A 26,296-nucleotide genomic window follows, 5' to 3' on the forward strand; every position below is an offset into this window, starting at 1 on the left:
ATGTTACAAATTATTTTATTTGTTTTTATAGGAAAACATTTTTACAAATTAGCAGAAACTTACAATAAAAAGAAATGGTTGTTTGCTATAATTGGGATTATTAGTTATTTTCTTGGAGAGCTATTAGGAGGTTTAATTTTAGGAGTTTTAAGTGCTTACTTAGGTTGGGATATAGACTGGGATAATAGACTATTGATGTCTTTAATAGGTTTACCTTTTGGTTTAGGAGCAGTAGCATTATTCCATTATTTATTAAAGAAAAACTTCGAGCAAAATAAACCTGAACCTATACAAAGCATAGAAGATATTGGTAAGTCTATAGAAGAAGATGAAGAAAAGCCTAATTACAGAATTTAATTTTCTTTTCTAACCCTTTTTAATTGCAATAAATTTATAGGATTACTACCCAATCCTGAAACTTTTTTTTGTGTAAATCGTATCACTTCATCGTAGTATAAAGGTACTATTGGTGCTTCTTTTAAAACTAAACTATCCATTTTAGAGTACAGCATAGCACGTTCCTCTACATTAGATTCTAGAAAAGATTGTGTGTACCAAGTGTCAAAAGTTTCATCTTTAAAGTGAGTGTAATTTGGTCCGTTTGGGGCAAAGTTTTCACTGTAAAACAATGATAAATAATTTTGTGCGTCAGGATAATCTGCAACCCAACTTGCTCTAAATACATCTAATTTACCGTTGGCTTTTCCTTCTTTTAAAGTTGAAGCTGGTATTACATCTACATTTACTGTAAGTCCTATTTTTGTTAATTCTCTTTGTATATACTCGCAAAAATTAAGGTAATTACTTGTTGTGGTAATGGTTATTTCTGGGTTTTGATTACCTGTTTGTGTTTTGTAGTCTTCTATAAGTTGTTTGGCTTTAGTAGGATTGTATTCAAAACCTGTGTCTTTATTAAAGCCAGGTAAACCTTTCGGGATAAATCCACCATTAGCAGGTATACCAATACCGTTACGTAAATACGTCATCATTTTTTTTCTGTCAAAGCCATAATTTACAGCTAACCTTAAAGTTTTTGAGTTAATTTCAGCGTTATCACTATCCATAAAAAAAGCTAAATATTCTGTGTTTAGATATGGACCTTTAATTACGTTTACGGTTTTGGTATATTTGTCTCTAAGTTCGCCTTTTGTTGTTAAAATTTCATCTTGATAAGAGGCGTCTAAGCTGTTTAAAAAATCTAGATTACCTTGTGCAAACTGCATAAATTCACTTTGCTTGTCTGGTAAAAAGGTAATAGCTACAGCTTCAAGATATGGCAATTGGTTTCCGTTGTTATCTGTTTCAAAATAGTTGTTATTTTTTCTAAAAACCAACTTTATATTTTCTTTCCAACGTTTAAATTTAAATGGGCCAGTTCCAATTGGGTTAGATCTAAAATTGCTACCGTAATGTTCTACGATTTCTTTTGGGACAACGCTGCAATACTTCATGGTTAGTAAGCCTAAAAACGCAGGGAATGGTTGCTTTAGATTTATAGTGAAAATGCTGTCGTTTTCAGCTTTAAAATGTTCAACTTTATTAAAAACCCAACGACCAGAAGAGGCAACTTTTGGATCTAAAATTCGGTTAAAACTGTACTCAAAATCTTGTGCTGTTACAGTTCTTGTACTGTCTTTTTTAAAAAGTGAATGTTTGTGGAAATAAACATCTTTTCTTAATATGAATTTGTAAGTTAAGCCATCTTCAGAAACAGACCATTTTTTAGCAATGCTTGGTATGACTTTTAGGCTGTCATTCATTTCAACTAAACCATTAAATAGTTGATTGACTGCCCAAATATCTGCATTGTCTTTAGCAAACGCTGGATCTAAAGAACCTATGTTTTTATGTTCGTTATACCTAAAAACTAAATGATCTTGATTGTCTTTTTTAGTTGAAGTACAGGACCAAAAAGCTAGTGAAATTAAGGTATAATAAAGTAGGTGTTTCATTTTTTAATGTTCTGGTGTCGCTCTCCATTTTAAAATGATGTTGCAATATAGATAAGTAAAAATAATCCCTGCAACAAATAAAATTAAACTTGACCATAAACCTAAGTCTCTTAGAAGGACAAAGCAATGTTCTTTTTGATCTAAATAATCGGGATAATTTAAGCGACACGCATCACTTTGGTGCGATGTAATAATTGCCATTATTAACAGTACGTAAGCTACAAAGCCGGATAATGTTAGATTGATAAAAATACTACCTACTAGCTTTTTTAATTTAGTGACTCCAAATAATCCAATGACGAGTATAATTGTTGAAATAAATAGTATGAAATACATCATGAAATATTCAAAATCAATTCCTCCGCTTCTTGATGTAAAACTTACAGCTGCAGCAACTAATGATACAAAAATGGTAAGTAAAATACCGCCAACTATAGTAAATAATACCGATCTTAGGCTTGTAACTCTAAAACAGAAAATTAGCAAAGCAATAGCAAAAGCAATCCAAATAAAAGCATGTATACTAGCATCGATTATGGTTTTGTTTTTTATATCATCTAAGTTTTCAAAAACAATTTCTAATTCTTGAGAATCTATAAACTTTTTGGTCATTATTTTGTCTTGATATATTTCAAAATCAGAACGTTCTGAGGTAGAAATATAACTTTCATCATAATAAGGTTCTCTATCTAGAATAAGATGCTTTACTTCAAAATTTGTTGGATTATAAACCATTTTAAACCAACTATCTGTATCTAAATTGGTTTTTATTTTATACTTTTTTGCTAGTAGTAAGAAGTCGTTTAATAGCTGTTTTATTTCATCAGGATTATTTCTATTTAATAAATCAAAATTCCCTTTTTGTATTAATTGTTTTTTAGAAATATTTCCATATCTGTTAACTGAAGGATCATAGTCGTAACTAGAGTAAAGGTAGTCTACATCGTCTTTACCATAGCTGTAAAATATTTTTGAATAGTTGTAGTAACTAGGTTTAGCCGATTTTAAATAAGCAGAAACATCTACAACGCTATCTTTAAAAGTGTAAGTGGTTGTATTGTCGTCATTATGTTTGTAGTACACATAGCCTTTTATGTTGTAACGATTTAATTCATCTCCATCAGGATACGTCACATATTTTAAATTGTAGAATTGATATTTTTCACCTAATAAATCAAGATGCGGTTTATCTAAATTTATTTTCACGTACTCAGTCACGCAATGTAAAGAGTCAAAAGGTTTAGGGTAAACCAGCCTATCTACGGTGTAACTTTCTAAAGAATGAGATAAAAACACACTAGCTTTATTAGCGGTTAAGACTTCATTTTTTGTAATACTATCAGGATATTTATTAACGATATAAGTTTTTAAGCCAAAATTATACGAGAAGTAAAATGTAGTCGAAAAAAATATAATAATAAAGTACAATACAAACTGCTTAAATAACTTAAAAGCACTTGTAGGATAGTAATTTTTAAACGCATTATTCTTAAACATAAATACTAGCCAAAGTACTAGCATGACAACAGAAATCATCATGCTGAAGAAAATAGTACCGTTTTCAAAAAAGATATTTTCGGCACCTCGATCTTGTAAACTTTCTGGATTGGTTAAAGTGATTAAACCAAATAAAAAGAATAGAATATGAATGATTATTGAAGCACCTAACATCCAAATTACTTTGGTATTCCATAATGTTGGATGATGTTCAATTAAATACTTATTTATTTTAGAAATGAACTGTTTCATTTTGAATGATAGAGATTAGGATACAAAAAAACGTCTGGTAGACTTAGTAATGTTTCTGGTATAGGTTACATCAATTTGATGATTACCTAAGGCTTCTAAAACTTGATAGAATTGCGTTGAAGCTTCAAAATACGCTACATAAATCCCGCCATTAAATACTAACTTTTCAAGTTGTAATGGGTTAAAAATTTGCTGAAGTTTCTCGCGTTCGCATTGACAATCAATTTCTATGATTAGTTGGTGTTTTACTGCGGTTTCTTCAGTTTCAGAGGTATTATTATCGGTATATTTTCCGTTTTTCAAATAAATAACCTTATCCGAAACTTTTTCAACTTCATATAATTGTTGAGAACTTAAAATCAGAGCAATAGGATGATTTAAAGAGTTGCAAATAGACTTTAAATCTTCTAAAATAACTTGTTGTGCTAAAACATCTAGGTTTGCTAAAGGCTCATCAAGTAGTAGTAATTCTGGTTGACGCAATAAAGTTCTGGCAAGTTCAAAACGCATTTTGTAACCAGAAGATAATTCGCTCCATTTTAAATGTTTGTAATCCCAAAGTCCAAGTCTGCAAATCATCATTAAAACTCTGGTTTCATTTTCTTCAGGACTTATGCCGTAATTAGATAGTACAAATTTTAAGTTGTCTTTAAGACTTCCGTACCATTTTTGAGTGCGTTGTGGTATGTAAACTAATTTAGATCTTAGTTCAAAATCGGCATTTACTTTGGTGTCAAAATCATAGTTTAAGCTACCAGAAGTATGCTTTAACTCTTTAGCTAGTACACGTAAAAGCGTTGTTTTTCCATTTCCGTTTTCGCCAACTAAACCATACACATTTCCTTTTTTTATAGACAGGCTAATAGGTCCTAAACTAAAATTATTTGACCCGTAACTTTTAGTGACGTTTGTTGCTGTAACAATAGGTTTAAAGTCGTTATAAACTTCAATAGGGATTTTAGAAATGTCCTCTAAAACCTTCAAACATTTATTTATAAACTCGGTTTCGTTATCTTGATGTTTAGATTTCCAATCGGTAACTTCAATAATTTGGTTGTAAATTTCTAGATTTTGCGTGTCAATAGCGCAATCCATAAGTTTTCTGTAGCCTAAAACAGTATCTTTATTTTCAAAAAAGTGATAGACTTCTTGTAGTCTTTTTTCTAATGTAGACATATTGATTTTAAAGGTTTAAACGCTTTTTATAGCAGGAAAAATTACGTATTTTTGCAGCCACAAATTTTAATAGCACTAGGTAAATATAACAAAACTTACTTAGCATTAAACACTAATTGCATTGAATAACAAAAAGAAAGTTGGCTTTTATACTTTAGGTTGTAAACTTAATTTTTCTGAAACATCAACCATTGCACGTTCTTTTAAAGACGAAGGTTTTGAGCGTGTAGATTTTAATGATGAAGCAGATATTTATGTGATAAACACCTGTTCTGTAACCGAAAATGCAGACAAACGTTTTAAAACCATAGTTAAGCAAGCGCAAAAGGCAAATCCAGAAGCTTTTATAGCTGCTGTTGGTTGTTATGCGCAGCTAAAACCACAAGAGTTAGCAGATGTAAATGGTGTCGATTTAGTGCTTGGTGCTACCGAAAAATTTAAAATCACAGATTACCTAAACGATTTGTCAAAAAACGATTTTGGCGAAGTTCATTCTTGTGAAATTGAAGAAGCCGATTTTTATGTAGGAAGTTATTCTATAGGAGACAGAACACGTGCTTTTTTAAAGGTGCAAGATGGTTGTGATTACAAATGTACGTATTGCACAATTCCTTTAGCTCGTGGTATTTCACGAAGTGATACATTAGAAAATGTACTTAAAAATGCTAAAGAAATTTCAGAAAGAAACATCAAAGAAATTGTCTTAACAGGTGTAAATATTGGAGATTACGGTAAAGGCGAATTTGGTAATAAAAAACACGAGCACACGTTTTATGAATTAGTACAAGCTTTAGATGAAGTTGAAGGCATAGAGCGTTTACGCATCTCTTCAATAGAGCCTAACTTGCTTAAAAATGAAACCATAGATTTTGTAGCTCAAAGTAAAACGTTTGTGCCGCATTTTCATATTCCGTTACAAAGCGGAAGTAACGATATGCTTAAAAAAATGAGACGTCGTTATTTAAGAGAATTGTATGTAGATCGTGTAGAACAAATCAAAACAGTAATGCCTCATGCTTGCGTTGGTGTAGATGTTATTGTTGGTTTTCCTGGTGAAACAGACGAGCATTTTTTAGAAACCTACAATTTTTTAAATGAATTAGATATTTCTTACTTACACGTATTTACCTATTCTGAAAGAGAAAATACAGTAGCTGCAACAATGGATGGTGTTGTACCTAAAAAAGTAAGATCAAAACGAAGTAAAATGTTACGAGGATTAAGCGTTAAAAAGCGTCGTGCGTTTTACGAGTCACAAATAGGAACAAAAAGAACAGTGCTTTTTGAGTCAGAAAATAAAGAAGGCTACATTCATGGATTTACAGAAAATTATGTCAAGGTAAAAGCACCTTGGAATCCAGAATTAGTCAATACACTTCACGAAGTCGAACTAACCAAAATAGATTCAGACGGATTAGTAAGATTTGAATTTGTAAAAGCAGAAGTTATATAAAACAAAACATCCGAAGTTAATTAACTTCGGATGTTTTGTTTAAGTTATAATCTAAACTTAAATTAGATTCTTACACCAACAGGTAATAATTTTTTATACTGCCTATTTCTTCTAATAAATTTAGCAATATAAGGACTTGTAGGTACAACACTTAGGTTACGATCTTCAATGTTTTCAAAAACAGTTTTAATAAAATCTGTTTTAAATTCATCATTATCAAGTGCTTCAGGGACAATTAGTTTAGTTAAAAAGATTTTTCGTTCTTGAAGAGAGTACTCAATTTTAGCAAAATGATCATCGATTTTCAGTTCAAATTGACGTAAAAAATCGTTGTCAACTAGCTCAGCTGCATCAATCATAATTTATAAAGTTTTATTAATTATCAAGGAAGTTTCAAAAATAGTACCAAACTATTTTTTAGTTTTACAGTGCAAATGTACGAAAAATTATAACAAGAACACAGGTTTTTGTTGTTAAAAGCTTATGAATCAGGAGATAATACCAGTTTACTTAATGCCAGGTATGGCGGCAAATCCTACAATTTTTGAATACATAAAATTGCCAGAAGATCAGTTTGAAATTCATTGGTTATCTTGGAAAATGCCTTTAAAAAAAGAAAGTTTACAAGATTACGCCAAGCGTATGTGTGAAGATGTAAAACACGATAATCCTGTACTTTTAGGCGTATCTTTTGGTGGTATTTTGGTACAAGAAATGAGTAAGCACATTAGTGTAAGAAAATTATTTGTAGTGTCTAGCGTTAAGACAAGGCACGAGTTGCCTAAGCGTATGAAGCTGCTTAAACTAACCAAAGCTTACAAATTACTACCAACGCAGTTAATGGGTAATATAGATTTACTAGCAAAATATGCTTTTGGAGAAACCATTACCAAGCGTGTAGAATTGTACAAAAAATACTTATCTGTAAGTGATAAAGCGTATTTGGATTGGGCAATAGAGCAAGTAATTTGTTGGGAACAAGACCAACCAATACCAGAAGCTATTCATATACATGGTGATAATGATATGGTGTTTCCGTGTTCTTACATTTCTAATTGCACAAAAATTAAAGGAGGAACCCACATTATGATTATAAATAAATACAAATGGTTTAACGAAAATTTACCAAAACTAATACTAGGTAATTAATTGAAAATCAAATAAAATTTTTAAATTTAGAAAAAGAAATAATGAAGATGAAGTTAGTTAAAAACACATTAGCAGCAGTTGGTTTATTAGCTATTGGAGCGTTGTCAATCAACGCTATGCAAGAAGCGCCAACAGATGAAAATTTTGAAAAAAAATTAATAAACGATTATAACGTATACGCGTTACAAGTTCCGGATTATATGGATTTTGCTGGAGAAGAAGTGCCATTATCAAATCCAGATATTTTAGAACGAATGGATAGAGAGCTTTTAGTAAATACCTATTGGCAATCTAATGGTTTGTTAATGTTTAAAAGAGCAAAAAAATACTTTCCTATAATCGAACCTATTTTAGCTAAACATGGCGTTCCAGACGATTTTAAATATTTAGCAGTTATAGAAAGTGGTTTGACCAATGCAAAATCACCAGCAGGAGCAAGTGGTTTTTGGCAAATAATGAGTGCTACAGGTCGTGAACACGGATTAGAAGTTAATGATAATGTAGACGAAAGATATCATCTAGAAAAAGCAACCGAAGTTGCTTGTGATTACCTGAAAAAAGCTAAAGAAAACTTAGGTAGTTGGACCCTTGCAGCAGCAGCTTACAATGCAGGTAATGCAGGTATATCAAGACGATTAAATGATCAGCAAGTAAAAGATTATTACGATTTGTTGTTAGGTGAAGAAACTGGTCGTTATGTATTCAGGATTTTAGCTTTAAAAGAAATTTTATCCAATCCATCAAAATATGGTTTCAATTTTAGAGATAAAGATTTATACTCTAAAGTGCCAACATATTTAGTAGAAGTAGATACAGCTGTTACAGATTTTGCAAGTTTTGCAAAGCAATTCGGTATTAACTATAAAATTTTAAAACTGCATAATCCTTGGTTAAGAGAGCCACATTTAAACAACAGATCAAGAAAACAATACTTTATAGAATTGCCTAAAGAAGGTTATTATAACTTGCAACCTTAATGATAGAGTTTTTAAAAGACCATTGGTGGACGCTAGCAATAGCTGTTAATTACACTCTAGCGTTAATAGCAGTGGTTACTATTCTTTTTAAATCTATAAACCCAACAAAAACACTAACATACATTATCGTTTTGTTAGTGTTTCCTTTTTTAGGGCTTATCGTTTATTATTTGTTTGGTCAAGAATACAGAAAAAATAAAATTTTCAATAAAAAGGATATTTTAAATAATCAGCTAATTAAGTCAATTGAAGACAAATTAGAGATTAAACCAAACGCTTTAAAATATTACGAAAAAGAAGCAGAAGAAGATCAAATACGCCTAGTTCAGTTACTTCAAAAAAACGATAAATCGCCGTTAACACAATATAATGATGTTGAAATAATCATTAATGGTGAAAATAAATTTGAAAAGCTTTTTAAAGATTTAGAAGCAGCAACGCAGCACATTCATGTAGAATATTACATCTTGAAGGATGATAAAATAGGCACAAGATTTTTAGAGTTACTATTAAAAAAAGCAGATGAAGGCGTACAAGTAAAATTGAGTTATGATGATGTAGGAAGTAAAATTTCATCTAAAATGAAAAGAAGGCTTACGCAATCTTCAATAGAGCATCATCCGTTTATGCCAGTATTATTTCCAAAGTTTACTGGAAAAATGAATTACAGAGACCACCGAAAAATAGTTATTATTGATGGCGAAATTGGTTATGTTGGTGGTATAAATATTTCAGATACTTACGTTAATTATCCCGAAAACACAAAGTATTGGAGAGACACGCATCTTAGAATTGTTGGTGAAGCTGTTTTTACGCTTCAAGTTCAGTTTTTAACTAATTGGAACTTTGTTTCAGATAAAAAAATTGAAATAAATAAAACGTATTTCCCTAAAAATAAAGTGGAGAAAATTACCCCAATTCAAATTGCAGCAAGCGGACCAGATACCGATTGGGCAAATATCATGGAGGCTATTTTCTTTTCTATAGTAACCGCAGAAAAATACGTTTATATTGCAACGCCATACTTTATTCCAAATGACCAAATTATTACCGCAATGCAAGTGGCTTCAAAAAGTGGCGTAGATGTTAGGATTATGATTCCTGATAAATCAGACTCTTGGATAGCGCAACACGCAACAAACTCTTATTTAGAGCAGCTTTTTGATGCAAATGTTAGTGTTTACAGGTATAAAAAAGGATTTACACACGCAAAAACGATGGTTATTGATGATGTATTTACCACTATTGGAACTTGTAATATGGACTACAGAAGCTTTAATATTAACTTCGAAATTAATGCGCTAATCTATAGTAAAGAGCAAGCGTTAAAGGCTAAGCAAATGTATTTAGACGATTTAGAAGATGCCTTTTGTATGGATTATGAACAATGGAAAAACAGAGGTAAATTAGAGCGTTTAAAAGAAGCATATTGCAGACTTTGGGCTCCGTTGTTATAAACATTCAATGCAAGAAATTTTTTTAGTTGTATATTTAAAAAGCTAAATTAATAATGAAATTAAAACATCAACCAACATAAGTATGTGTAAAGTGAAAAGGATTATCTGTTTTTTTATATTCTTTTTGCTTGCTCAATGGTCTGCTTTTGCTCAATTACCAGACTTTAATCTAACAGTAACTACAACTGACGAAACGTGTTCTGGTAACGGTGCTTTGGCAATGAGTGTAAGTAATACCGAAGCAGGAGTAACAATTACTTATTCATTGTTTTTATTGCCAGACAGCACAAATCCAATTGCAGAAACCACAACATCTTCTTTTAACAGTTTACCTTCAGGAAATTATATTGTTGTTGCCACGCAAACTCTTGGAAGCGATGAAAATTCGCAACAACAAGAAGTTACAATTAACGATGTAACAACAACTTTAGATTACGATATTTCACATTCAACCACATCAAATTGTGATGAGTTTGGAACAATTACAGTAAATATTTTATCTGGTAATCCTGTGTCTTACGAGATTATTTCTGGACCACAAACTGTTGCGCCACAAACTTCAAACATATTTACAGGTTTGCCTCAAGGTACTTACATTGTTAGAGTTTATGATGATTGTGATAACGCACTTTCAAAAACCTACACCATGTTATTAGATATCAATGATTTGGAGATAGGTGAAGTAGCTTTGCCAATTGTTTATGATAATTGTGATGAAGCAAATGTTGAAATTTCTATTGATGCAGCAGAAAATACAACGATTATCTATCCGCTGTCAGTAACCTTAACTGTTTATCCGCCAGATGGTTCAACTGAAATTGTTTTTAATCAAAATATTACAAGTGGTGATGATTTAAATTTTACAATCAATCAATTAATTCCATTATTTGGAGCAGATAGTTTTGATGTAAATGTTTTAATTGTAGACTCTTGCGGATTGGTTTTTGAGTCTGATCAGATCGTAAATCCAAACCCAAAAGTCAACTTAACAACCACAGAAGAATTTTGTGGCGAATTTTTAAACGTCGCAATCAATAATTACTTACCACCTTTCACTTTAAGTTTTACATCTGCGCCTTCAGGTTTTGATCCATCAGATTATAACGAAAGTTATCCAGGACCATTTACGCAAGATGACGGAACTATAATTTTTGGTTTTGAGGAGAATCCAGTGCCAACAGGTATGTACACAGTAGAAGTGGTAGATGCTTGTAACCGAGTAGGAGCAGGGACAATTTTTGTTGATGAAGTTGTTGTAGAACCGTTAGTGATAACAAGCAATAGCGGTTGTACAGCTAATTCTGGTATTATAGAAATTAGAATTCCTGAACGTGAAGTTATTACAGCAACTATTATTAGCGCACCATCATCATTTCCTGAAACATTGCCATTTAATACAGACGAGTTTATTGTTGGAGATATTTTAACCATTCAGGATAACAATCTTCCTGCAGGAGATTATGTTGTTACTGTAGTTGATAATTGTGGTGTAGAATATACTTTAGATGCTAATATTCCGGTGTTTCAGTTTCAAGGATTAAATGTATTAACGCTTCCAAATTGCGAAACAGAAACAGGTTATTTAAATCTAAGCAGTAATCATGGACAATTATCAGAAATCATTATTGTTGCTGCACCTTCCGCTTTCGCGGAAACAATTCCTTTTGATGCGACCAGTTTATTAGATGGAAATGGTAACCTTTTTATGAATAATTTACCCGTTGGTGATTATCAATTTGAATCTACTGATACCTGTAATTTTGATTACACAACTAATGTTACCATAAATAGTTATACCAGTAATCCTTTTGCATACACATTAACCAGAAACTGTGGTTCTTTTGATGTTACTATTAATGATTTAGATCAAACAGTAACTAACCAAACATATTGGTTGCAATATTACTTTGAAGAAAATGAAGTTTGGGGACATCCAAATACCGGTGTAGCGTACACAGAAGGCGATATCCCAAATAGCACAACTGCTATAGAAATAGAAAACATGGAAACACTCTACAATATCTTTTTAACAGGAGATTTTAGATTGATAAAAGTGTTTCAATCTATAAATTCAGAAAATCCAGACGTGTATTGTTTAGATCAATTTGCCAATTTCACTGTATATTCAGATTTAGTTATTTCAGGAGTTTATAATTTAAATTGTTCTAGTGGCGGTAATCCGTCAGACGTCGTAGTAGAAGCTATTGGTGTAGCGCCTTTCAATTATAGTATTATTTCACCAATAACAATAGATAATGGATCCAATAATATTTTCTCTGGATTACCAAACGGAACTTACGAAATCAAAGTGGAAGATGCTTGCGGAAGTATTGAAAACATTACTGTTAACCTAGAAAATCTATTACCATTAGTAAGAGCTAACACACCAGATAATTTTACAATTTGCAAAGATGATGGAGTAGCGCAGGAAGTATTTCAATTAGATACTCAAAACGAACAAATTTTAGGAAATCAAAACCCAAATAATTACACAATAACCTATCATTTATCGCAATCAGATGCAGATTCTGGTAATAATCCATTGCCAAATCAATTTACAAATAATACTAATCCTCAAACGGTTTACGCAAGGGTTGTACATAATAATTTAGCGTTGTGTCATGCAACAACATCATTTCAAATATATGTAGGTCAAGTACCTGTTTTAAGTGAAGAAGAAACAGTTTACATCTGTCCTGATGGTACGGCAACATTAATAGCAGATTTTGGTTTTGATGCGTATTTATGGTCAACAGAAGAAACAACACAAAGTATAACTGTAGATCAAGCCGGAACTTATACAGTAACTATTATTGATGAAATAGGAGATTTTTATTGCGAAAGCACAAAGAGTTATCAAGTGATAAATTCAGAACCAGCAACTATCGAAAGTATAGAAATTTCAGATTGGACAGCAAATAATAATACAATAGCAGTTATGGTTTCTGGATCTGGTAATTATGTGTATTCTTTAGATGGTATAAATTACCAAACACAAAACACATTTTTTAATTTACAACCAGGTGAATATGCAGTATATGTAAAGGATAATAATGGATGTGGTATTATAGATGAAGATGTTTATCTGCTAAATTATCCTAAGTTTTTTACTCCAAATGGTGATGATATAAATGAATTTTGGCAGATAAAATTTGCAAGTCTTGAACCAGATTTAGAAGTTTTTATATTTGATAGATATGGAAAACTTTTAAAACAATTAGGTAGTCAAGACGCTGGTTGGGATGGTACTTATAATGGTAATACTATGCCAACCAACGACTATTGGTTTGTTGTAAACAGAGCAAATGGTCTGACTTACAAAGGACATTTTACGTTAAAACGATAAACGCCTATCTGCTTCTTCTTTTTTGAGCTCTTAAAGATCCACCTTGACCATAATGTTGCTTAGGCATTTGCGCTTGCTTCATGTTTTGCTTCATCATTTTGATTTGCTCAGTAAGCATACCTTGTTTGTCAAGTTTTTGTGCTTCGGCAAGTAGCTTTGTAGCTTCTTGTTTTCTTCGCTTAGAAAAAGCAATACCAGCTAAGTTTAATTTAGCCATAGCCATATCATGATCCATTGACAATCCTAAGCTTACCGCTTTTTTAAAATAGCGCTCGGCTTCATTAACATTATCTTGAGACACCATTATCCCGTGTAAAAAGTTGTAATAACCTTGTTGCTTTTTTACTAAAGCAGCCTCAGGGTTTTTAATTTTATCAAGCCATTTTTTTGCACCGTCAAAATCTTGTTTTCTAAGACGTAAAAAGGCTAGAAGGATAAATTCATTTTTAAAATATAAAAACAGAAATACTAAAGAAAGTAAAAGGTACATGATACCATTTCCTATTTCGCCATCAATAAATTGCCAGATTGCAACTCCAAATATTCCTACCGCTAATATTAGTTTAAAAATTTTATTGTACATGTTTTTATTTAAAAGGTTTATATGTTGTTGTTGAAATTATTGTTGTAGGGATTTCTACACTTTCCATGCCTTGCATAATAGAAATTCCTTTTGCTGTAGATGTAATTTTAGCATCTATTGTCCAACCCGTAACTTTATCTGAAGTAATTTCAGACTGCTGTGTTCCTTTAAGAATCATAGTTAGGTTTTCTTCTTGAGATGTTAGAGCGATATCACTATTGCAAGAAATATTTAAATTTTCATCTACGCTATCTAATTGCCAAGTATTATCGGCTTTCATGTCTCCTTTAAATTTGTTTTGCCAAGAGTCGCCAATATTTACAGTTTTATCAGGATACATGTAAGTAAATTGACCAAGACTTTCAATTAAACTTTCTCCGCCAAACTCTTTTCGCATAGATTCTCTCATAACTTCCATTGTAAAGCTATCTAATCCTAAGTCGTTAATCATGTTGTTAATTAAGTCTTCTGTACCAACTAAACTTACAATTTTTCCTGTTTTTAGCATGTTAATTTCTAAAGCAGTTTCGGTTAACCCTTTAAAAATTTTTCCTTCTACATCATCTTCACTAATTTCTTTTCTTGTATCAACATCAAAAATAGGACCTGCTAAATTAGAAGTAGTTTTCATAAAAAATGAATCATACTTAAAGTTAATAATATAAGAGCTATCTGTCTCTTTTTTGATGTGAAACAGATAATCTCCAACAAGATTATTAATAATTTTATGTTCTTGATCATTCATTTTTTGAACAATTTCTTGCTCAGAAACCTGAGTAATCTTTAAGGTGTCACCAACATTTAAGTTATATCCAAGATAGTGTTGTGCTTGTGTAACACTAGTAAAACCTATCAAAAGGACTAATAAAAATAATTTTTTAAAGGACATAAAAGCATTGTTTTATTTGCTTTTGCAAAGAAACTAAAATTTTATTGAAAAATATTTTTAATTTTAGGTTTGTCAAATTAAAAACCCTTTGTATATTTGCGCTCAGTTTTGGAGATTTCAAAACCAGAATTATATTAAAAATTACATTTTCAGATTTAAAGATAATATACAATGAGTAAAAGAACGTTTCAACCATCGAAAAGAAAAAGAAGAAACAAGCATGGTTTTAGAGAAAGAATGGCTTCTGCTAATGGTAGAAAAGTATTAGCGCGTCGTCGTGCTAAAGGAAGAAAGAAATTATCTGTTTCATCTGAAACTAGACATAAAAAATAATGATTAACAATTGTTAATATTTTAAAGGCGTTGCTTAGGTGTAACGCCTTTTTTTGTATCTAATTATCACTATTTTTGAAAACCAAAAACAACACATAATAAAATGCCTAAAAATTCTAAATTAAAATCTATCCTTATTATTGGTTCTGGTCCAATTATTATTGGTCAAGCATGTGAATTTGATTACTCAGGCTCACAAGCATTAAGATCTTTAAGAGAGGAAGGAATCGAAACTATTTTAATTAACTCTAACCCAGCAACTATCATGACTGATCCAAAAATGGCAGATCATGTGTACTTGCTTCCTCTTAATACAAAGTCTATTGTTAAAATATTAAAAGAGCATCCTCAAATAGATGCTGTTTTACCAACAATGGGAGGACAAACAGCGCTTAACCTTTGTATTGAAGCAGACGAAAAAGGTATTTGGGAAGACTTTGGAGTAGAAATTATCGGTGTTAATATTGATGCCATTAACATTACAGAAGACAGAGAAAAGTTTAGAGAGTTAATGTTAAAAATAGGTGTTGGTATGGCACCTCAAGCAACAGCAACTTCATTTTTAAAAGGTAAAGAAATAGCTCAAGAATTTGGTTTTCCGTTATGTATTAGAGCATCATTTACCTTAGGAGGAGCAGGAGCAGCGATTGTTTATGACGAAAAAGAATTTGACGACGCTCTTACCCGTGGTTTAGAAGTATCTCCAATACATGAGGTGATGATTGATAAGGCTATGATGGGTTGGAAAGAATATGAGCTTGAGCTTTTAAGAGATAAAAATGATAATGTTGTAATTATCTGTACGATTGAAAATATGGATCCAATGGGAATCCATACCGGAGACTCAATTACTGTCGCGCCAGCTATGACACTTTCTGATAAAACATTTCAGAAAATGCGTGATATGGCAATAAAAATGATGCGTAGTATTGGTGATTTTGCAGGTGGTTGTAACGTACAATTTGCTGTAAGTCCGGATGAACGTGAAGAAATTATCGCAATTGAAATTAATCCACGTGTATCTCGTTCGTCTGCATTAGCAAGTAAAGCAACAGGATATCCAATTGCAAAAATAGCTGCTAAATTAGCTATAGGATATCATTTAGACGAACTTCAAAACCAAATTACAAAATCTACTTCTGCTTTATTCGAGCCAACATTAGATTATGTAATCGTAAAAATACCACGTTGGAACTTTGATAAATTTGAAGGATCAGATCGTACTTTAGGTCTTCAAATGAAAGCGGTAGGAGAAGTAATGGGGATTGGTAGATCTTTTCAAGAAGCCTTACATAAAGCTACCCAATCTCTAGAAATTAAAAGAAATGGTTTAGGAGCAGATGGTAAAGGATATAAAAACTATGACCAGATTATAGATAAACTAACTAACGCAAGTTGGGATAGAGTATTTGTAATTTATGACGCTATCCAAATGGGTATTCCTCTAAGTCGTATTCACGAAATCACAAAAATTGATATGTGGTTTTTACGTCAATATGAAGAGTTGTATCAATTAGAAAAAGAAATTTCCACATATACAATAGACACGATAGAAAAAGACCTATTATTAGAAGCTAAACAAAAAGGATATGGTGATAGACAAATAGCACACATGCTTAATTGTTTAGAAAGTCAAGTGTATAATAAACGTGATGAATTAGGTGTAAATCGTGTGTACAAGTTAGTAGATACTTGTGCTGCCGAGTTTGAGGCAAAAACACCTTATTACTATTCTACATTTGAAAATGATGTAGAAACCGTAGATGGGACACGTTTACCAGATAATGAAAGTGTAGTTTCGGACAAGAAAAAAATTATTGTTTTAGGATCTGGACCTAACAGAATTGGTCAAGGAATAGAGTTTGATTATTGTTGCGTTCATGGTGTGTTAGCTGCTGCAGAATGTGGTTACGAAACCATCATGATTAACTGTAATCCAGAAACAGTATCTACCGATTTTGATACTGCAGACAAGCTTTACTTCGAGCCAGTATTTTGGGAGCATATCTACGATATTATTCGTCATGAAAAGCCAGAAGGCGTTATCGTTCAATTAGGTGGTCAAACAGCATTAAAACTTGCAGAAAAACTATCTAAGTATGGTATTAAGATTTTAGGGACAAGCTATGAAGCATTAGATTTAGCAGAAGACAGAGGAAGTTTTTCTAAATTATTAAAAGAAAACAATATACCTTATCCTAAGTTTGATATTGCCGAAACAGCAGAAGAAGCGCTTAAAGTCGCAGATCAATTAGATTTTCCAATCTTAGTGCGTCCATCTTATGTATTAGGAGGACAAGGAATGAAAATTGTGATCAATAAAAAAGAATTAGAAGAACACGTTGTAGATTTGTTACGTAGTATTCCTAATAACAAATTATTATTAGACCACTATTTAGATGGTGCAATAGAAGCAGAAGCAGATGCTATTTGTGATGGAGAAAATGTGTACATTATTGGTATAATGGAACATATAGAACCATGTGGAATTCACTCTGGTGATAGTAATGCAACCTTGCCACCTTTCAATTTAGGTGACTTAGTAATGCAACAGATAAAAGATCATACAAAAAAGATCGCATTAGCATTAAATACAGTAGGATTAATCAATATTCAGTTCGCAGTAAAAGATGATGTAGTTTACATTATTGAAGCTAATCCACGTGCATCTCGTACGGTACCATTTATTGCAAAAGCTTACGGAGAACCTTACGTAAACTATGCGACTAAAGTAATGTTGGGTGAGAAAAAAGTAACAGACTTTGACTTTAATCCGCAACTTGATGGATACGCTATAAAACAACCAGTATTCTCGTTTAATAAATTCCCTAATGTAAATAAGCAATTAGGTCCAGAAATGAAGAGTACAGGAGAAAGTATCTTATTTATTGATAGTCTTAAAGACGATGAGTTTTACGATTTATACGCTAGACGTAAAATGTATTTAAGTAAGTAATAAAACTGCTAAACAAGTTTTAATTAATTGGTAATCAGTTGTTTTTAAGTTTGTTTTTGTATATTTAATAATAAAAAAACAAACTATGATGAAAAAACTACTCTTAATTTTAACTTGTTTAGCAACTTTTAGTATTGCTGCTCAAACGCAAACGGTAACTATAGATTGGTCTTTTGGATCAAATTCTGATGTTACGCCAACAACAGATCCTACCAACGCAGATCGAACAATTGAAGTTGGAGATACCGTAATTTGGAATTATTACGCAACAGGAACCCATACTGTAACAAGTTCTTCTGGAAGTACCGAAACTTGGGATAGTGGTTTTATCTCTTCTGGAGCAGGAGTAACTTACCAAAGAACTTTTACTTCGGTTGGGACAAATCCTTACGTATGTACGCCACATAGTGGTAATATGTACGGCGTTATTACTGTTGTACCAGAAGGTTCTTTAAGTGTTTCTACTTTTGAAGAAGCATCAAAAAAAATCAGTATTTATCCAAATCCAGCATCAAATCAATTAAATATAAATCTTCCATCTCTTTTAGAAGGTGAATATACTATTGATGTATTTAATGTTTTAGGAAAGAAGATTTTTAGCAAAAACACTTCAGGTCAAAATAATAAAATACCTGTTTTAGATTGGGATGATGGTGTTTATTTAATCAAAATAACTTCTGAAAAGGAAGGAAAATCAATCACCAAAAAGTTTGTAAAGATTTAAAAAAAAAGCCTCAATTAATGAGGCTTTTTTTAATTAGATTGATCTGGTAATTCAATTCTGACTTTATATTTTTCTAATAGTGGTAAGTAATCTATATGAGAAAAGTCTTCGCTGTCAAATTCACTTTGACGTTGTTTTTTAGTTTCCATACGTTTAATGGCTTTTAAAAAACGTTTGACTTCATTCATATCATTTAAAATTAAACCAGGTACTTTTTTAGAGTCGCCACTTTCATCTTTTGCAACCATGGTAAAGTAAGACGAGTTGCAATGTTTTACAGCACCAGTTTGTATGTTTTCTGCTTCAACCCTTATACCAACAACCATAGAGGTGTTACCTACAAAATTTACGGATGCTTTCATGGTAACAAGTTCGCCAATTTCAATTGGATTTAAAAAGTCAACAGTATCTACACTTGCAGTGACACAGTAGGTTTCTGAGTGTTTTGAAGCACAAGCAAACGCAATTTGATCCATTAAATTTAAAATGTAACCACCATGTATTTTTCCTCCAAAATTAGAGTGTGAAGGTTGCATTAATTGCGAAATACTTACACGTGATGCATCTGCTTTTTTAAAGGATTTATTGCTCATAGTTTATTTTGTATTATGATATTTTCAGTATCATTTTTAATGTAAAACCCAAATACAATAAAAATTAAACCAAATATTAAGGATCCAATCATTAAAATTGATTCTAAATCAGGGTTTTTAGAAACTAAATTAGGTTGAAAAAAGGTTTGTAAACCTATTGATAACAAACCAGCTCCAGCTATAAATAAAAAAAGATATTTAGCTCTTAATGTCCATTTGTAAATTATATTTTGGGTGCGTTCTGTCATTAAGTTAGTTAATCATCGTTATTAGCGCGTTTTACAATATTTTCTGGTAACGATTTTTTTGCTTTAGCACCTAATTTTTTAATTTTTTCTACGCTGGTAATTAAGTTTCCTCGTCCTTCTACTAACTTATTCATAGCAGACGAGTAGTCTTTTTTAGCATCATCTAATTTTTTGCCAACTCCAGTTAAATCTTTTACTAAACCTTCAAATTTATCATATAAAGCACCAGCTTGACGTGCAATTTCTATGGCGTTTTGTTGTTGTTTTTCGTTATTCCACATGCTGTCTACCGTTCTTAAAGTAGCAAGTAGTGTAGATGGTGTTACGATAACGATGTTTTTCTCGAAAGCTTTGTTGTAAAGCGTGTTGTCTTCATTTAAAGCAATAGCAAATGCTGGCTCTATCGGAATAAAAAGTAACACAAAATCTGGCGATTCTATATCGTATAAATCTTGATAATTCTTTTCAGAAAGTTGCTCGATATGCTTTTTAATCGAATTTAAATGTGCTTTAAGGTAAATAGCACGTTCGTCTTCTTCTGCATTAACATAACGCTCATAATCGGTTAAAGACACTTTACTATCTATAATCATTTTTTTGTTGTCTGGTAAGTGTAAAACCACATCGGGTAATACACGTGTACCGTCAGGACGCGCAAAACTTTGCTGTACAAAATACTCGCGGTCTTTTTCTAAACCAGATTTTTCAAGAACGCGTTCTAAAACTAATTCGCCCCAATTTCCTTGCATTTTACTATCACCTTTTAAAGCTCTAGTTAGGTTTGTGGCTTCTTTAGTCATTTGTTGATTTAGGTCTTTTAAACCTAATAATTGCTCTTTTAAAGCACTATGCATACTAATACTTTCTTTTTGAGTGTCTTCTACTTTTTTCTCAAACGTCTGTATTTTTTCTTGTAACGGATTTAAAATATTCTTGATATTTTCTTTATTCTGCTCAGTGAATTTATTTGACTTTTCTTCAAGAATTTTGTTTGCCAATAACTCAAAATCTTTACGTAATTGCTCTTGTTGCTGCGCTAACTCTTCATCACGTTTTAAGTTTAGTTGTTGAAGATTGTCATATTCTGTATTACGTCTGGTTAATTCTGCGTTTAAAAATTCTTTTTCGCGTCTAATGTCTTCACGCTCGTTTTCGGTTTTTGAAATTTGTTGACGTAATTCATTTAATTGAAGATTAAATGTCTCATTTTGTCTTTGGTTTTCACTATCGTGAAAGGCTTTAAACTCGTTAAATTGTTGTTGCAAATTGGTATTGCGTTCTTCTAGTGTGCTTTTTTCACTTTTACTTTTTAGTTTAGTAAAAAGCATACCTAAATAACCGCCAATAGCTGCCGAAATTAGTATTGCTATAATAAGAATGATGTTATCGCTCATTTAAAACATTGATTTTTTCAAAGATAAAATAAAGTTACAAGTTGAAATCTACAAGTTGAAAGTTTTCTCAACTATTTTTTAACTCTAAAACTTCCTGTTTTATCATCAAAAACAATCAAATCTTTTGGGAATAAACTTTCAAAAATACCATTTGAAATAAGGTTACATGGTTGATCAGAAACCACTTGGTCTTTTGTCATCACAATCATACTGTCGCAAAGTTGAATGGCTAAATCAATTTCATGAGAAGAAAACAGTATGGTTTTGCCAGTATCTATCGTTAATTGCTTTAACAATTTTAAAAGATAGGCTTTATGATACATGTCTAAATGCGTTGTTGGTTCGTCTAAAATAATCATTGGTGTGTCTTGCGCTAAGGCACGTGTAATCATTACTTTTTGAAGTTGTCCATCGCTTAATTCAAAACATTTTTTGTGCTGTAAATCTTCAATATTTGTAAGTTGAATTGCTTTTTTTACAGCCTTTAAATCTGTTGATGCTAAGTTGCCAATCCAGTTTGTGTATGGTTGTCTTCCCAGAGCAACAAGCTCAAAAACGCTTAGGTTTTTAGATGAAATAGGCTCTGTCAAAACCAAACTCATCTCTTTTGCTAATTCTAAATTATTGTAAAGATTTAGCTGTTTTTCTTTAATAAAAATATTTCCATTTAAAGCAGGTTGTACTTTGGTTAGTGTTCTTAATAATGTAGATTTTCCTATTCCATTTCCGCCGACAAGCGCTATTAATTCACCTTTATTTAGATTAATATTAATGTCTTTGGCTATACGGTTTTCTTTCTTTTTAGAAATATAACCTATATCTAAATTATTGGTTTTTAGGATGATATTTTGGTTTTGGTTATTCATATTAAAATATCATTTTACGTTGTCTAACTAGTAACCAAATCACTATTGGTGCACCAAATAAAGAGGTTATTGCATTAATTGGTAACGAATAATCGCTGTTTGGTAGTTGTGCAATACTATCGCAAATAAGCATAATAATGGCTCCAATTAAAAACACAGCTGGTAATAATATTTTATGGTTTGAAGTCTTAAATAATTGTCGTGTTAAATGCGGAATTGCTAAACCAATAAAAGCAATTGGTCCAGCAAAAACGGTAATTGTTCCTGCTAATAAACTAGTTGCAATGATGATGATAAATCTGCTTTTCTTTAAATCTAAACCTAAACTTTTAGCATAATTATCACCTAACAATAAAGAGTTTAATCCTTTAATAGAAAGGATACTAAATAGCAATCCAAAGCTGTAAATAATAATAAATATGATTAACTCTTGCCAGTCTAAATCGCCTAAACTACCAAATCCCCAAAAAATGTATTGTTGTAATTGCTCTGCAGAACTAAAATAAGATAACACGCTAACTATTGCAGCAGTAATGCTACCAAACATTAACCCTATAATTAAAATTGCCATCGTATCTCTAACTTTACTTGAAACGATAAGAACAAGTAATAATACTAAAAAACTACCTAAACTTGCAGCGATTACTAAACTCCATTTGCTAATTAAAAACGTAGCTAAAAATCCACCAAAGACCGAGCTGCCTAAAATAACTAAAGCAACACCAAGACTTGCACCAGAAGTAATCCCTAAAACAAATGGACCAGCTAAAGGATTTTTAAATAAGGTTTGCATTAACAAACCAGAAATACCTAAACCAGAACCTACTAAAATGGCTGTAATCGCCTTAGGTAAACGGTAATTTTGAATGATGTATTCTTGGTTAGAAAAATCTGATGATTTAACTAAAAAACTATCAATAATTGTAGAAAATGAAATCTGTACAGATCCTAAACTAATGTTTAAAATAAACAAAGCAATAAGCCCTAAACTAAGTGCTAAAAACGTCCATTTATATGACTGGTTTTGATTCACTTTAAAACTTTAAAAAAATAAGGTTTGTAATCTTTTAAAAGTTCTGGATGTCCAATTTTAATTATGTCTTTTAAAACTAAATCAGGTCTCGCAAAACCTGTTTCGTAATACAAAACGCCACCAGTTGCGCCAGTTGCATTAGTAAAAGAGTATACTTGATTGTTTTTAAAAGCGTCAAATTGTGTATAATGAGGATTAGCTTCTTTTAGTGCATCCATAGAAGAATAATACGACGGACTTAACCATAAATTAGCTTGTTTTGCTTTTGCAAAGACACTTTCAAAATTTAAAGCTAAACTACCAGCAGCTTCAGTGTCTGCATATAAATAATTAAGGTTAGCATCTTTTAAAAGCTGTGCTTCGGTACTAGTTCCGCTTGGTAAATACCATACATCTTTGTGTAATGCGCCACTAATTACAGTTGGTTGATTGGTAACTGTTTTTGCTAATTGTTTTGCGTCTTTATAACTTGTTTCAATAGATTTAAAAATAGAATCTGCTTGTTGTTCTTTATCATACAATGCTCCAAAAAACTTAATCCATTCTGCTTTGGCAAGTGGCGATTTTTCTACCCAATCTCCGTTATAAATTACAGGTATGTTTGCTTTTTTTATGGTGTTTAAAGATTTGCTTTTTCCGTCTACACCAAAACCAACGACAACATCAGGATTTATGCTTAAAAGGACTTCGGTATTTAGACCTTCATTTTTACCAAGTTCTCGTACCAAACCTTCGTCAATACGTTGTCTTGTTTTAATTGAAGACACATAGTCTGTACCAGGAAAACCAACTAAGGTTTCAACTTCATTTAACAATTCTAAAGCAGGAATATGAGTTGTAGATGTCACTACAATGTTCTGAATCGGAATGGTGATAATGCCATCATATTCATCTTTATTTAACGTTGTTTTTGCAGCGTTTTCTTTAGTAATTAAAGCGTAACGGTAATTTTTATCTGCTTTTGGCCAAGGGTTTGTAATGGTTAAAACTTTAAAATTCCCGTTGTTTTTTATACTGAAACCTTTTGCGTAATCAATGTTTAAACTAGTTTTAATAGTAGCAGGTAAAGGTTTTTTTATGCCTTTATCTTCTTTGCAATTTGTAAAAAGCAATAAAAAAACAGAGATATAAAGTAGTAGGTGTTTTTGTAACATTTGTAACTGTTGTTGACTAAAAAAGCATGTAAATTTATCAAAATTATTTGCCATGCGAGACGGTTCAAATTTAACAATATATATAGTAGCAGGTGTTATTATTCTTCACTTTTTATTAGGCTTTGCTTATTTGATTTATAAAATGAACAAGAAAAAGTAGGTCACCTTTAAGATTTAAATTACTTTTGTGATTGATTTTGGTTCTGTCATTTTTTATGACAGATTAAAAGGGAATCTGGTTAAAATCCAGAACTGTTCCCGCAACTGTAAGCTATAAAGCTTGTTATTACACTTCATGTCACTGTCTTTTTTAGATGGGAAGACCAATAGCAAGACGCAAGTCAGGAGACCTGCCAAATTCTATAACTAATATTAAAATTAATAACCTTCGGGAAAAAGGTTTTTAAGGTTTATGAAATTATTTTATAGTCTTATTTTTTTGTGCTTTGGTGTTGTTGTTTTGAAGGGACAAACCAAAGTGGATTCTGTACAAACGTTAGAAACAGTTGTTTTAAGCGATGTTAAATTACAGCAGAATAATTATGGATTTAAAACAATAACATTAAAAGATTCTGTGTTGCAAAATGACTCTAAATCTTTTACAGATTTATTGCGTTTTAATAGTCATATTTACTTTAAAGAAAACGGTTATGGTATGGTGTCTTCACCATCGTTTAGAGGAACAAATGCTTCTCAAACTGCTGTAATCTGGAACGGGATTTCAATCAACTCTCAACTTAATGGTCAAACCGATTTTAATTTAATAAATGTTAATAATTTTGATAATATTATTATTAAAAATGGAGGCGGAAGTGTACAGTACGGAAGTGGAGCGATAGGCGGTAGTATTCATTTAAATAATAAATTAAATTTTAGTTCGCATTTTGATAATCAAATAAGGTTAAACTATGCTAGTTTTAATACTCAAAAAGCAAGTTTTAATACTAATTATGGAAGTTCAAAATTTGCTGTAAATTTTGGTTTTCAGTATGTAACTTCAGATAACGATTACAAGTATTTAGGTACAGATGAAGTTAATGAAAACGGCGCTTTTAATAACTTAAATTTTAATGTGAATTTAGGTTATTTTATTTCAGAAAATAATGTCTTAAAACTATATCATCAATCGTTTTTAGGAGAGCGAGAATTGTCAGGTACTTTAAACACTATTTCTAGAAATAAATATTTAGATGAAAACTTTAGAACACTATTAGAATGGGCAAATATAGGTGATCAATACACCTCAAAATTAAAGATTGCTCATTTACAGGAGTTGTTTAAGTTTTATCAAAATAAAGACTTAGATAGTTATAGTTATGGTAAAGTAAATACTTATTTAATTAAGCATGTTTTTGATTATGCTTTGACTAAAAAAATAGCACTAAAAAGTATTTTAGATTTTAATTATTTTGAAGCAGATGGTAGTAGTTTTGGGTCACCAAATCGTAGTGCATTTTCTGCAACAGCAATAGCTACTTATAAGCCTGATACAAAATCTACTATAGCTTTTAATATTAGACAAGATGTTACTTCAGATTTTGATAGCCCGTTATTATTTTCTTTAGACGGAAGTTATCAGTTTAATAACTTTTACAAAATAATGTTAAATGCCTCTAAGAATTTTAGAGTACCAACATTTAACGACTTGTTTTGGCAACCTGGTGGCAATCTAAATCTTAAACCAGAAACGTCTTATCAAATAGATTTAGGTCATCAATTACAATACAAATGGGTAACATTAGACCTTAACACGTATTATATTAAAAATGAAAATTTAATACAATGGAAACCTAGTAACTCCGGTTTTTGGTCACCAATAAATATAGATCAAACACATAGTTATGGTGCAGAAGTAGGTTTAGAATTGAATAAAACATTTGGAAATCATAACATAGCTTTAAACGGCAATTATTCTTACACAATTTCTGAAGATTTACAGACTAATAAACAGTTAATCTATGTGCCCAAGCATAAAGCTAATGTAAGTATAGCTTATAATGTCAAAAGATTTTCATTTTACTATCAGCACATGTTTAATGATATGGTTTTTACTACCGAAGATAATATTGTAAGTCCATTATACAGTCTACCTAAATATGATTTAGGAAATACAGGTATTTCTTATCAAATAATTAAAAGTAATACGCATAATCTTAGATTAGGTCTAGATATTAATAATTTATTCGATACATCTTATCAAAATGTAATTTTTAGACCAATGCCAAACCGAAATTATAACATTCAATTACACTATAAATTTTAAT

22 protein-coding genes and 1 riboswitch are annotated in these 26,296 nt (G+C 31.3%); of the genes, 10 read left to right on the top strand and 12 right to left on the bottom strand.

What is annotated here, in order from left to right:
- Positions 1–357 carry a hypothetical protein gene (locus WA327_RS08815; RefSeq protein ID WP_336068758.1) on the top strand — a complete coding sequence of 119 codons (357 nt, stop codon included), beginning with the start codon at positions 1–3 and terminating at the stop codon, positions 355–357.
- Here WA327_RS08815 and WA327_RS08820 read toward each other — a convergent pair.
- From WA327_RS08820 to WA327_RS08830, 3 genes are read right to left on the bottom strand one after another with little or no spacing between them, the layout of a single operon-like run.
- Complete coding sequence (locus WA327_RS08820; RefSeq protein ID WP_336068761.1) at positions 354–1,952, bottom strand: ABC transporter substrate-binding protein; 1,599 nt, start codon at positions 1,950–1,952, stop codon at positions 354–356. The genes WA327_RS08815 and WA327_RS08820 overlap by 4 nt on opposite strands.
- Positions 1,953–1,955: 3 nt before the next feature.
- On the bottom strand, positions 1,956–3,701 hold the full coding sequence (locus WA327_RS08825) for a hypothetical protein (protein WP_336068764.1): 1,746 nt from the start codon (positions 3,699–3,701) through the stop codon (positions 1,956–1,958).
- A gap of 15 nt (positions 3,702–3,716) precedes the next feature.
- A complete protein-coding gene (locus tag WA327_RS08830; RefSeq protein ID WP_336068766.1) occupies positions 3,717–4,877 on the bottom strand; it encodes an ABC transporter ATP-binding protein in 1,161 nt (386 codons plus the stop codon).
- A gap of 121 nt (positions 4,878–4,998) precedes the next feature.
- Here WA327_RS08830 and mtaB point away from each other — a divergent pair, with 121 nt between their 5' ends.
- The gene (mtaB, locus tag WA327_RS08835) at positions 4,999–6,330 is read left to right on the top strand and encodes a tRNA (N(6)-L-threonylcarbamoyladenosine(37)-C(2))-methylthiotransferase MtaB (protein ID WP_336068769.1); all 1,332 of its coding nucleotides are present in this window, start codon (positions 4,999–5,001) and stop codon (positions 6,328–6,330) included.
- Positions 6,331–6,392: 62 nt separating this feature from the next.
- On the opposite strand, the gene WA327_RS08840 is transcribed toward mtaB, so the two are convergent.
- Positions 6,393–6,689 carry an N-acetyltransferase gene (locus WA327_RS08840; protein WP_336068773.1) on the bottom strand — a complete coding sequence of 99 codons (297 nt, stop codon included), beginning with the start codon at positions 6,687–6,689 and terminating at the stop codon, positions 6,393–6,395.
- A gap of 124 nt (positions 6,690–6,813) precedes the next feature.
- On the opposite strand from WA327_RS08840, the gene WA327_RS08845 reads away from it, so the two are divergent.
- The 4 genes from WA327_RS08845 to WA327_RS08860 all read left to right on the top strand — a co-directional run bounded on the left by WA327_RS08845 (position 6,814) and on the right by WA327_RS08860 (position 13,259).
- Positions 6,814–7,479: an alpha/beta hydrolase gene (locus WA327_RS08845; RefSeq protein WP_336068776.1), complete on the top strand. Its 666-nt coding sequence runs from the start codon at positions 6,814–6,816 to the stop codon at positions 7,477–7,479.
- A 47-nt stretch (positions 7,480–7,526) separates the two neighbouring features.
- Positions 7,527–8,456, top strand: a complete 930-nt coding sequence (locus WA327_RS08850; protein ID WP_336068779.1) for a lytic transglycosylase domain-containing protein — start codon at positions 7,527–7,529, stop codon at positions 8,454–8,456.
- Positions 8,456–9,913, top strand: a complete 1,458-nt coding sequence (cls, locus tag WA327_RS08855) for a cardiolipin synthase (protein WP_336068782.1) — start codon at positions 8,456–8,458, stop codon at positions 9,911–9,913. Before WA327_RS08850 ends, cls begins: the two co-directional genes overlap by 1 nt.
- A gap of 82 nt (positions 9,914–9,995) precedes the next feature.
- Positions 9,996–13,259: a T9SS type B sorting domain-containing protein gene (locus WA327_RS08860; protein ID WP_336068784.1), complete on the top strand. Its 3,264-nt coding sequence runs from the start codon at positions 9,996–9,998 to the stop codon at positions 13,257–13,259.
- Positions 13,260–13,263: 4 nt separating this feature from the next.
- On the opposite strand, the gene WA327_RS08865 is transcribed toward WA327_RS08860, so the two are convergent.
- Entirely contained in the window at positions 13,264–13,842 is a 579-nt protein-coding gene (locus tag WA327_RS08865; RefSeq protein WP_336068786.1) for a DUF2892 domain-containing protein, read from the bottom strand.
- Between the two features lie 4 nt (positions 13,843–13,846).
- Positions 13,847–14,731: a DUF6263 family protein gene (locus tag WA327_RS08870; protein WP_336068789.1), complete on the bottom strand. Its 885-nt coding sequence runs from the start codon at positions 14,729–14,731 to the stop codon at positions 13,847–13,849.
- Positions 14,732–14,902: 171 nt separating this feature from the next.
- Between WA327_RS08870 and rpmH the strand changes: the two genes are divergently transcribed.
- From rpmH to WA327_RS08885, 3 genes are all read left to right on the top strand, one after another.
- Positions 14,903–15,064, top strand: a complete 162-nt coding sequence (rpmH, locus tag WA327_RS08875) for a 50S ribosomal protein L34 (RefSeq protein WP_027878648.1) — start codon at positions 14,903–14,905, stop codon at positions 15,062–15,064.
- Between the two features lie 103 nt (positions 15,065–15,167).
- Positions 15,168–18,020, top strand: a complete 2,853-nt coding sequence (gene carB / locus WA327_RS08880; RefSeq protein WP_336068794.1) for a carbamoyl-phosphate synthase large subunit — start codon at positions 15,168–15,170, stop codon at positions 18,018–18,020.
- Between the two features lie 88 nt (positions 18,021–18,108).
- The gene (locus WA327_RS08885; protein WP_336068797.1) at positions 18,109–18,744 is read left to right on the top strand and encodes a T9SS type A sorting domain-containing protein; all 636 of its coding nucleotides are present in this window, start codon (positions 18,109–18,111) and stop codon (positions 18,742–18,744) included.
- 29 nt (positions 18,745–18,773) lie between these two features.
- Here the strand turns inward: WA327_RS08885 and WA327_RS08890 are convergent, their stop codons facing one another.
- The 6 genes from WA327_RS08890 to WA327_RS08915 all read right to left on the bottom strand — a co-directional run bounded on the left by WA327_RS08890 (position 18,774) and on the right by WA327_RS08915 (position 24,032).
- Positions 18,774–19,337, bottom strand: coding sequence for an acyl-CoA thioesterase (locus tag WA327_RS08890; RefSeq protein WP_336068799.1), 564 nt, complete (start codon positions 19,335–19,337; stop codon positions 18,774–18,776).
- Positions 19,334–19,585: a hypothetical protein gene (locus WA327_RS08895; protein WP_336068802.1), complete on the bottom strand. Its 252-nt coding sequence runs from the start codon at positions 19,583–19,585 to the stop codon at positions 19,334–19,336. Before WA327_RS08895 ends, WA327_RS08890 begins: the two co-directional genes overlap by 4 nt.
- An 8-nt stretch (positions 19,586–19,593) precedes the next feature.
- The gene (gene rmuC / locus WA327_RS08900) at positions 19,594–20,979 is read right to left on the bottom strand and encodes a DNA recombination protein RmuC (protein ID WP_336068805.1); all 1,386 of its coding nucleotides are present in this window, start codon (positions 20,977–20,979) and stop codon (positions 19,594–19,596) included.
- 71 nt (positions 20,980–21,050) lie between these two features.
- Positions 21,051–21,845, bottom strand: a complete 795-nt coding sequence (locus tag WA327_RS08905; protein ID WP_336068808.1) for an ABC transporter ATP-binding protein — start codon at positions 21,843–21,845, stop codon at positions 21,051–21,053.
- 1 nt (position 21,846) lies between these two features.
- Positions 21,847–22,878 carry an iron ABC transporter permease gene (locus WA327_RS08910; RefSeq protein WP_336068811.1) on the bottom strand — a complete coding sequence of 344 codons (1,032 nt, stop codon included), beginning with the start codon at positions 22,876–22,878 and terminating at the stop codon, positions 21,847–21,849.
- Positions 22,875–24,032 (bottom strand): ABC transporter substrate-binding protein, encoded by a 1,158-nt coding sequence (locus tag WA327_RS08915; protein WP_336068814.1) that lies wholly within the window; start codon positions 24,030–24,032, stop codon positions 22,875–22,877. Before WA327_RS08915 ends, WA327_RS08910 begins: the two co-directional genes overlap by 4 nt.
- A gap of 181 nt (positions 24,033–24,213) precedes the next feature.
- A riboswitch (cobalamin riboswitch) is annotated at positions 24,214–24,405 on the top strand.
- Between the two features lie 39 nt (positions 24,406–24,444).
- Here WA327_RS08915 and WA327_RS08920 point away from each other — a divergent pair.
- Positions 24,445–26,295: a TonB-dependent receptor domain-containing protein gene (locus tag WA327_RS08920; protein WP_336068817.1), complete on the top strand. Its 1,851-nt coding sequence runs from the start codon at positions 24,445–24,447 to the stop codon at positions 26,293–26,295.
- Position 26,296: the final 1 nt, after the last annotated feature.

The sequence above is a fragment of the Mesoflavibacter sp. CH_XMU1404-2 genome (assembly GCF_037029465.1).
Classification (GTDB): domain Bacteria; phylum Bacteroidota; class Bacteroidia; order Flavobacteriales; family Flavobacteriaceae; genus Mesoflavibacter.

Excerpts from the sequence above, each read along its gene's own strand:
- WA327_RS08815 (WP_336068758.1), top strand. The coding sequence starts at position 1 with ATGTTACAAATTATTTTATTTGTTTTTATAGGAAAACATTTTTACAAA.
- WA327_RS08820 (WP_336068761.1), bottom strand. The coding sequence starts at position 1,952 with ATGAAACACCTACTTTATTATACCTTAATTTCACTAGCTTTTTGGTCC.
- WA327_RS08825 (WP_336068764.1), bottom strand. The coding sequence starts at position 3,701 with ATGAAACAGTTCATTTCTAAAATAAATAAGTATTTAATTGAACATCAT.
- WA327_RS08830 (WP_336068766.1), bottom strand. The coding sequence starts at position 4,877 with ATGTCTACATTAGAAAAAAGACTACAAGAAGTCTATCACTTTTTTGAA.
- WA327_RS08840 (WP_336068773.1), bottom strand. The coding sequence starts at position 6,689 with ATGATTGATGCAGCTGAGCTAGTTGACAACGATTTTTTACGTCAATTT.
- WA327_RS08845 (WP_336068776.1), top strand. The coding sequence starts at position 6,814 with ATGAATCAGGAGATAATACCAGTTTACTTAATGCCAGGTATGGCGGCA.
- WA327_RS08850 (WP_336068779.1), top strand. The coding sequence starts at position 7,527 with ATGAAGTTAGTTAAAAACACATTAGCAGCAGTTGGTTTATTAGCTATT.
- cls (WP_336068782.1), top strand. The coding sequence starts at position 8,456 with ATGATAGAGTTTTTAAAAGACCATTGGTGGACGCTAGCAATAGCTGTT.
- WA327_RS08860 (WP_336068784.1), top strand. The coding sequence starts at position 9,996 with ATGTGTAAAGTGAAAAGGATTATCTGTTTTTTTATATTCTTTTTGCTT.
- WA327_RS08865 (WP_336068786.1), bottom strand. The coding sequence starts at position 13,842 with ATGTACAATAAAATTTTTAAACTAATATTAGCGGTAGGAATATTTGGA.
- WA327_RS08870 (WP_336068789.1), bottom strand. The coding sequence starts at position 14,731 with ATGTCCTTTAAAAAATTATTTTTATTAGTCCTTTTGATAGGTTTTACT.
- rpmH (WP_027878648.1), top strand. The coding sequence starts at position 14,903 with ATGAGTAAAAGAACGTTTCAACCATCGAAAAGAAAAAGAAGAAACAAG.
- carB (WP_336068794.1), top strand. The coding sequence starts at position 15,168 with ATGCCTAAAAATTCTAAATTAAAATCTATCCTTATTATTGGTTCTGGT.
- WA327_RS08885 (WP_336068797.1), top strand. The coding sequence starts at position 18,109 with ATGAAAAAACTACTCTTAATTTTAACTTGTTTAGCAACTTTTAGTATT.
- WA327_RS08890 (WP_336068799.1), bottom strand. The coding sequence starts at position 19,337 with ATGAGCAATAAATCCTTTAAAAAAGCAGATGCATCACGTGTAAGTATT.
- WA327_RS08895 (WP_336068802.1), bottom strand. The coding sequence starts at position 19,585 with ATGACAGAACGCACCCAAAATATAATTTACAAATGGACATTAAGAGCT.
- rmuC (WP_336068805.1), bottom strand. The coding sequence starts at position 20,979 with ATGAGCGATAACATCATTCTTATTATAGCAATACTAATTTCGGCAGCT.
- WA327_RS08905 (WP_336068808.1), bottom strand. The coding sequence starts at position 21,845 with ATGAATAACCAAAACCAAAATATCATCCTAAAAACCAATAATTTAGAT.
- WA327_RS08915 (WP_336068814.1), bottom strand. The coding sequence starts at position 24,032 with ATGTTACAAAAACACCTACTACTTTATATCTCTGTTTTTTTATTGCTT.
- WA327_RS08920 (WP_336068817.1), top strand. The coding sequence starts at position 24,445 with ATGAAATTATTTTATAGTCTTATTTTTTTGTGCTTTGGTGTTGTTGTT.